This is a genomic window from Mesorhizobium sp. M1A.F.Ca.IN.020.06.1.1 (assembly GCF_004023265.1).
GTDB lineage: Bacteria > Pseudomonadota > Alphaproteobacteria > Rhizobiales > Rhizobiaceae > Mesorhizobium.
This window is the reverse complement of record NZ_RZSR01000256.1, coordinates 1-6,608: the sequence shown is the minus strand read 5'-3', so window position 1 is coordinate 6,608 and position 6,608 is coordinate 1. Positions and strand designations below refer to the sequence as shown.

The following is a 6,608-nucleotide window of genomic DNA, read 5'->3' as shown; positions in this document are numbered from 1 at the left end:
TCATACATCTGCTCGAGCTTTTGCAGCTCCAGCGCGCGCTTCTCCAGCGAGCGCTCCGCCTGCGCCAGCTTTTCCGTAAGCTTGTGCAACTCTTCCTCGCGCAGCCTGAGCTCCGCGTTCTTGGCCTGCAGATCGGAAAGCGCCTGAGTCTTGTCCTTCTTCTCGACCGCCAGTCCCTTCAGGGCCTCCTGGGCGCGGCCGATCTCGACCAGTTGCTCGGCCACCTTTTCCTTCAGATTTTTGATGTTCATCTCGAGTCGGCGCGTGTTCATGGCGAACTCGGCGCGGATACGGTCCTTCTCGGCCAGCATCTCGGCAGGCGTCAGCGGCATCGAGGCCTCAAGGCGCCGGCGTGTCAACACGACGGCCCGCCGCCAGACGGCCGGCGCGATCAGCGACACCAGAAAGGCCGCGCAGAGGAAGCCGAGTGCGAAGAACAGGATCGACTGGACCAAGGTGGACTATCCGTATGCGAGGCGGCAACCCGCCATGCCGACTGTGCCACCTTGGCATGGCGGAAATCCAGCGCCGCGGCAAGAGCACGCCGCGGCACGATCAGTCTTATCCGAGCGGCTGTGGCAATCCTGTCCGGTCAGAACGGATTCCACGTCGCCCGCTCGGTCAGCTTCAGATAGCCGAGATTGACGCCGAGCCGGGCACCGACCCCGGTGCGGATCGGAACGAGCAGCACTCTGTTGCTTTGCAGCACGTTGAAGCCGACGCCCGCCACGACATAAGCCGATCCGGCGACGCCGCCGAAGCGGTTGTAGAGGCTGCTGATATCGTCGAGATTGTAGACCAGCATCATCACGCGCGAGCCTTCGCCGCCGAAATCCCAGCCGAGCGATGGGCCTTGCCAGAACACCTTATGGTCGCCGGCGTTCTTGGTGTACAGCGTGCCCTCGCCATAGGTCAGGCCGCCGATCAGCGCGCCGGATCCCTCCTCGCCGAGCAGATAACCGTTTGGCAGGCCGTAGGACGCGAACACCTTTTCGACCACGGTGGCGAGGCCTCCCGACGTCGCGCCGAAGAACTTGTGGCCGGAATCGACAATCTCTTGCGCGGTGTATTCCTGGGCCCGCGACGCCGAGGTTGAGAGGATGAGAGCACCCGAGAGGGCGATCGTCATGGTGAGGACGCGGACGAACATCCGGTCAAAGAATCGGGAAAACATGCTTCCAATCTCCGTCAGGGAGCACTTTCGCCGACGCCTCGTATCCCTACGGCTCTTGGCGGCCGTTTCGAGATGACTGTTACGGGCAAACTATGCCGTAATCCTTTTTCAACCATTAAGCTGGCGCAGGAAGATGGCGGTTCGAGGGCTGAAGAGCCTGACACGATCTCTATCAGCCTCAATTTCGCGGCATCACGCACCATTTTCGCTGTCCGCAGCTGTGGATTTGTTGATGCATGGACGGGCGCTGTGTATTCAGAAGGCCTTGGAAAAGAGCGTGATTCGCGTAGCGGGCGCGACAACGTTCGGCCATGACATGTGAACCAGCAGGGATTTCTCCGATGGCCGAGCTCTTCACCCTCTCCGCCCCCGATCTGGCTGCGCTTTTGTGCAGCCGCGTATGCCACGACATCATTTCGCCGGTCGGCGCCATAAACAACGGCCTCGAACTGCTCGATGAAGGCGGCGCCGACGAAGACGCCATGAAGCTGATTCGCCAGAGCGCCAGGAACGCCTCGGCGCGGCTGCAGTTTGCCCGCATCGCCTTCGGCGCCGCGGGCTCCGCCGGCATGATGATCGATACCGGCGACGCCGAGGCCGTGGCCATTGCCTTCCTGAAGAACGAGAAGCCGGAACTTGTCTGGAACGGCGCCCGCGCGCTGCTGCCCAAGAACAAGGTCAAGCTTCTGCTCAATCTCATTCTTGTCGCCAATGCCGCCATACCGCGTGGCGGCAGGCTGGTTGTCACGTTGGAGAACCTCGAGACCGAACCGCGTTTCTCGCTGTCGGCGAGCGGCCCCATGCTGCGGGTGCCGCCGAAATTCCTCGAGCTGCATTCGGGCCACAAGCCCGAGGAGCCGATCGACGCCCACTCGGTCCAGCCTTATTACACGCTGCTTCTGGCGCGCGAGGCGAACATGACGATCTCGATCCATGCGACGGCCGATGAGATCGTGTTGTCGGCGGCCTGAGGCGACAGCCAAGAACAGGTCAAGTATCCATTGTCACTGATCTTGCAGCTGGCAGTGCGATCGAAGCATTGCCTGCCGCCTGGCACTGCAATGCATCGCAGGCCAAAACCGCGCAAAGCGGTTCTTTGGAAAAACTTTACCTAACCGCTTTTCGGCTTCTTTACCAGATTGTTCTAGGGTGCCTCACGGTTACCGGATTGCCGGTTCGGCAGATGGCAAAGAGGACCCGGAAATGAAACGCTGCCTGTTCGTGGACGACTCGAGCGTCATCAGGAAGGTCGCGAAGCGTATCCTTGGCGGCTCGGACATCGTGGTCTTCGAGGCGGCCAGCGGGCTTGATGCGATCGAGATCTGCTCCGGCGACATGCCCGATGTCATTGTTGTCGACGGCGGCCTGCCGGATATGCAGGCGGTCGACCTCATTCGCCGCATCCGTGCCATCGAAAACCCCGTCAAGCCGCAGATCCTGGTCTCGCTCGTCGAAGTCGATGTCGGCTCGATCATGCGAGCGAAACGTGCCGGCGCCCAGGGTTACCTGCTGAAGCCCTTCAACCGCGCGCAGTTGCTCGAGAGCTTCCGCTGAAAATCGCGGCCTGAGCTTTTCGACACCCCAAACAAAAACCCGGCCTGAGCCGGGTTTTTTGTTTGAATTGGCAGAGGATCAGGCGCTGACGCGGATGTCTTCCGGCTCACGCAGCACATAGCCGCGGCCCCACACCGTCTCGATGTAATTCTGGCCGCCGGACGCTGCGTCGAGCTTCTTGCGCAGCTTGCAGATGAAGACGTCGATGATCTTCAGTTCCGGCTCGTCCATGCCGCCATAGAGGTGGTTGAGGAACATTTCCTTGGTAAGGGTCGTGCCCTTGCGCAGCGAGAGCAGCTCAAGCATCTGATATTCCTTGCCGGTCAGGTGCACGCGCTGGCCGCCCACCTCGACCGTCTTGGCGTCGAGATTGACCACCAGGTCGCCGGTGGTGATGACCGACTGGGCGTGGCCCTTGGAGCGGCGCACGATGGCGTGGATGCGCGCCACCAGCTCGTCCTTGTGGAAAGGCTTGGTCATATAGTCGTCGGCGCCGAAGCCGAGGCCGCGCACCTTATCCTCGATTCCGGCCATGCCGGAGAGGATCAGGATCGGAGTCTTGACCTTGGAGAGGCGAAGCGTGCGCAGCACCTCATAGCCCGACATGTCGGGAAGGTTAAGATCGAGGAGGATGATGTCGTAATCGTAAAGCTTGCCGAGATCGACCCCTTCTTCGCCGAGGTCGGTCGTATAGACGTTGAAGCTTTCCGATTTCAGCATCAACTCGATGCTCTGTGCGGTTGCACTGTCGTCTTCAATCAGCAGAACACGCATTTCATTCCCCTTTTCTGCCGCCGGGCCGCGTCACGACCCGTCCCGAACCCGGAGCAGTGATTGCCTGAACAGAAGGTGCCACCGACTGGTTAACAAATCCTAATTTCGTGTCGGTCACGATATCAGATTTTTTAACCCGTTTCTACACCCACTTGAATCTAATAACGAATCGTAGACCCAAATCGCTCATGTACCACATTAATAAGCAAGCCTAAGTGACTCCAGAGACTCGCAGGCCGCGCTTCCTGCCGCTGTCCGGAATTTTTACCCGGCCTTAAGTCCTCGCCCGTATGATTAACAATGCCCGTAAACGAATGGTTACCGCCGGCAAAAATCTTTAGGGCTTTGTTTCCCATAGAGCGGGGAAAGCCGGTGGAAACGGGCGACGCGTAGGCCTCTCGAGGTCGATGGGACGATATGCAGGTGTGCGTTTTGCGGAGTACCGAGTCATGAAGTCACGTGAAAACCTCGTTCGGCTGAAGCAGTTTCAGGTGAATGAGAAGCGGCGCCAGCTGTTGCAGCTGGACATGATGATCGCCGAATTCGAACGCATGGCCGTCGAGTTGGAGGCGCAAATCGTCGCCGAAGAGAAAAAAGCCGGCATCACCGACATCAACCATTTTGCCTATCCGACCTTCGCCAAGGCGGCACGCCTGCGCCGCGACAACCTCAGGAACTCGCAGAACGATCTTGCCCAGCAGCGAACCATGGCCGAATCATTACTCGGCGAAGCTGAAGCGGAGCTTTCCAAGGCGGAGATGCTGGAATCGCGCGACAGCAAGATCCGCGACACGGAAGTGGGCGGCCGCAGCGCCATGATCGGCTGACCGCCAAACGCAATTGATGCCTCGGAGGACTGCCGGCATCGTGGTGTCGAACCACGAGCCGAAAAAGCCCGGCCTCCGGCTTAGGGCAGCATCGCCGTCTCATCATCCTGATGGTCCGCCGACGCCCGCGCACGGGCATCCTTGATGTCGGGCGCATGCTCTTCCGCCCAGGACCTGATCTGGCTGAGCAGTCCCGCAAGGTTCTGGCCGAGCTCCGTCAATTCATACTCGACCCTCGGCGGTATGACCGGGTAGACCTCGCGCCGGACGAGCCCGTCGCGCTCCAGCACGCGCAGCGTCTGCGTCAGCATTTTCGGCGTGATGCCTTCCAGCTTGCGGGCGAGCTCGCCATTGCGCAGGCGGCCGCGCCGCAACGCGCAAACCGTCAGATAGACCCATTTGCTGGCCAGCATTTCGAGCACCGTATGCGACGGGCATGTGCGCCGGAATGCATCGTAGCCAAAGGAACCGCTGTCTTCACTATCCATGAGGTATCTATATATCCGAAAGGTGCATACTAGACAAGAGATTGTTACTATCCAAACGATAGCGGCAGAAATCAAGCAGGAGACCATCCAATGCGTGCCGTTACCCAGAATACCGTTGGCGAACCCGACGTCCTCTTCGTGGCCGAACAACCGGCCCCCTCGCCCAAGGCCAGCGAGGTTCTGGTCCGCGTCAAGGCCGCGGGCATCAACCCGGTCGATGGCGCGGTGCGCGCCGGCTACTTCCCTCTCATCGGCGAACCACCTTTCATTCTCGGCTGGGATATCTCGGGCACCGTCGAGGCGCTGGGCACCGGCGTGACCGCCTTCAAGGTCGGCGATGCGGTGTTCGGCATGCCGCGCTTCCCCAAGCAGGCCGCCGCCTATGCCGAGTTCGTCGCCACGCCGGTGGACGAGATCGCAGCCAAGCCTGCCGCCATCGACCATGCCCAAGCCGCGGCGCTGCCGCTGGCCGGGCTGACCGCCTGGCAGGGTCTCGTCCGCCACGGCGGCCTGCAATCCGGCCAGCGCGTCCTGATCCACGCCGGCGCCGGCGGCGTCGGCCATCTCGCTGTGCAGATAGCCAAGGCGCGCGGCGCCTGGGTCATCGCCACTGCGAGCCCGGACAAGCTTGAATACGTCCGCTCGATCGGCGCCGATGAGGTCGTCGACTACACCAACGGAGATTTCACCGAACGGGTCCGCGATATCGATCTGGTGCTGGACGCCATGGGCGGCGACCATGCCGACCGGTCACTGAAAGTGCTGCGCGAAGGCGGCGTGCTGGTGTCGCTGCTCAACGTCCACGATGCGACAAGGGCCAAGGCCGGGGAGCGCAACATCCGCGTCGAGCGCATGTCGGTGGTGCCGGATCGCGAGGGGCTGGTGGAACTCGCCAGGCTAGTCGATGCCAGGAAGCTCGCCGTGCACGTGGCGAAGGCTTTTCCGCTGAACCAGGCGGGTGCCGCCCATGCCTTCCTCGCCACCCGACCGATCGGCAAGGTTGTGCTGACGGTTTGATCAGCGCAGATCCCGGAAGCAAAAGGGCGCGGAGTTCCGCGCCCTTCTTTGGTTTCCGGCAGTCGGAGCCTAGTGCCGGTACTGCTGGATCCGCGTCGTGCGCAGCCCGGCAAGGCCATATTCGTCGATCGATGCCTGCCAGGAGAGAAACTCCTCGGTGGTCAGCTTGTAGCGCTGGCAGGCCTCTTCCAGGCTGAGTAGTCCGCCGCGGACCGCCGCGACGACTTCCGCCTTGCGCCGGATAACCCAGCGCCGTGTATTCGTCGGCGGTAGATCGGCTATCGTGAGAGGGCTGCCGTCGGGCCCGATAACATATTTGACTCTAGGTCTAACCAGATCGGTCATCGTACTCTCTACTAAAACTCAAAGACCCAATCCCCGCCACCGTACCGCCACAGCTTTAAAAATTGCCTAAGCGAAGCCTAATGACTAGGTAAGGATCGTGAACGTCGCGTTAGGTTTTCGTTCGGCATTTGAGATAATCGGGGTCCGGCCCTGATTTTGCCCGATAAAATCGCTTGAGGAGCCAAGCTGGCGCCGCCGGGATGCTTGACCTATATTCCGGCCATTGGCAGCCAGCGCCACGCAGATTGAAAGAACCATGAACAGCCTCGATCTTCCCCGACGCCCAGAAGACACCCGCGTCGTCGTCGCGATGTCGGGCGGCGTCGATTCATCGGTCGTTGCCGGCATCCTGAAGCGCGAAGGCTATGATGTTGTCGGCGTCACCCTGCAGCTTTACGACCACGGCGCGGCAACGCACCGGGCCGGTTC

General features: G+C 61.1%; 9 protein-coding genes and 1 pseudogene. 5 read left to right on the top strand and 5 right to left on the bottom strand.

Annotated features, from left to right (window positions below; genetic code table 11):
• A pseudogene (locus EOA60_RS13675) lies at positions 1-455 on the bottom strand (hypothetical protein); the annotation flags it as partial.
• 137 nt (positions 456-592) lie between these two features.
• Positions 593-1,129, bottom strand: coding sequence for an EipA family protein (locus EOA60_RS13670; protein WP_245299591.1), 537 nt, complete (start codon positions 1,127-1,129; stop codon positions 593-595).
• Positions 1,130-1,515: 386 nt separating this feature from the next.
• Here EOA60_RS13670 and EOA60_RS13660 point away from each other — a divergent pair, with 386 nt between their 5' ends.
• Together EOA60_RS13660 and EOA60_RS13655 are read left to right on the top strand one after the other, a co-directional pair.
• A complete protein-coding gene (locus EOA60_RS13660) occupies positions 1,516-2,145 on the top strand; it encodes a histidine phosphotransferase family protein (protein ID WP_067326376.1) in 630 nt (209 codons plus the stop codon).
• A gap of 232 nt (positions 2,146-2,377) precedes the next feature.
• Complete coding sequence (locus tag EOA60_RS13655; RefSeq protein ID WP_095823318.1) at positions 2,378-2,728, top strand: response regulator; 351 nt, start codon at positions 2,378-2,380, stop codon at positions 2,726-2,728.
• A 78-nt stretch (positions 2,729-2,806) separates the two neighbouring features.
• Here EOA60_RS13655 and ctrA read toward each other — a convergent pair whose 3' ends face one another.
• Positions 2,807-3,502: a cell cycle two-component system response regulator CtrA gene (gene ctrA / locus EOA60_RS13650; protein ID WP_006203583.1), complete on the bottom strand. Its 696-nt coding sequence runs from the start codon at positions 3,500-3,502 to the stop codon at positions 2,807-2,809.
• A gap of 449 nt (positions 3,503-3,951) precedes the next feature.
• Between ctrA and EOA60_RS13645 the strand changes: the two genes are divergently transcribed.
• Positions 3,952-4,329, top strand: coding sequence for a flagellar export protein FliJ (locus tag EOA60_RS13645; protein ID WP_066994149.1), 378 nt, complete (start codon positions 3,952-3,954; stop codon positions 4,327-4,329).
• Positions 4,330-4,409: 80 nt separating this feature from the next.
• On the opposite strand, the gene EOA60_RS13640 is transcribed toward EOA60_RS13645, so the two are convergent.
• Positions 4,410-4,817, bottom strand: coding sequence for a helix-turn-helix domain-containing protein (locus EOA60_RS13640; protein WP_066994146.1), 408 nt, complete (start codon positions 4,815-4,817; stop codon positions 4,410-4,412).
• A gap of 90 nt (positions 4,818-4,907) precedes the next feature.
• Here EOA60_RS13640 and EOA60_RS13635 point away from each other — a divergent pair, with 90 nt between their 5' ends.
• Positions 4,908-5,834 carry an NADP-dependent oxidoreductase gene (locus EOA60_RS13635; protein ID WP_095823319.1) on the top strand — a complete coding sequence of 309 codons (927 nt, stop codon included), beginning with the start codon at positions 4,908-4,910 and terminating at the stop codon, positions 5,832-5,834.
• A gap of 69 nt (positions 5,835-5,903) precedes the next feature.
• Here the strand turns inward: EOA60_RS13635 and EOA60_RS13630 are convergent, their stop codons facing one another.
• Positions 5,904-6,179: a DUF1153 domain-containing protein gene (locus tag EOA60_RS13630; protein WP_006203587.1), complete on the bottom strand. Its 276-nt coding sequence runs from the start codon at positions 6,177-6,179 to the stop codon at positions 5,904-5,906.
• A 256-nt stretch (positions 6,180-6,435) separates the two neighbouring features.
• Between EOA60_RS13630 and EOA60_RS13625 the strand changes: the two genes are divergently transcribed.
• Positions 6,436-6,608: asparagine synthase-related protein (locus tag EOA60_RS13625; protein ID WP_206628134.1), on the top strand; the 173-nt coding region annotated here is incomplete at its 3' end.

What these genes read in the sequence shown, in the direction of transcription:
- EOA60_RS13635 (WP_095823319.1), top strand. Translation starts at nt 4,908, where the DNA reads ATGCGTGCCGTTACCCAGAATACCGTTGGCGAACCCGACGTCCTCTTC.
- EOA60_RS13630 (WP_006203587.1), bottom strand. Translation starts at nt 6,179, where the DNA reads ATGACCGATCTGGTTAGACCTAGAGTCAAATATGTTATCGGGCCCGAC.
- EOA60_RS13655 (WP_095823318.1), top strand. Translation starts at nt 2,378, where the DNA reads ATGAAACGCTGCCTGTTCGTGGACGACTCGAGCGTCATCAGGAAGGTC.
- EOA60_RS13640 (WP_066994146.1), bottom strand. Translation starts at nt 4,817, where the DNA reads ATGGATAGTGAAGACAGCGGTTCCTTTGGCTACGATGCATTCCGGCGC.
- EOA60_RS13645 (WP_066994149.1), top strand. Translation starts at nt 3,952, where the DNA reads ATGAAGTCACGTGAAAACCTCGTTCGGCTGAAGCAGTTTCAGGTGAAT.
- EOA60_RS13670 (WP_245299591.1), bottom strand. Translation starts at nt 1,129, where the DNA reads ATGACGATCGCCCTCTCGGGTGCTCTCATCCTCTCAACCTCGGCGTCG.
- ctrA (WP_006203583.1), bottom strand. Translation starts at nt 3,502, where the DNA reads ATGCGTGTTCTGCTGATTGAAGACGACAGTGCAACCGCACAGAGCATC.
- EOA60_RS13660 (WP_067326376.1), top strand. Translation starts at nt 1,516, where the DNA reads ATGGCCGAGCTCTTCACCCTCTCCGCCCCCGATCTGGCTGCGCTTTTG.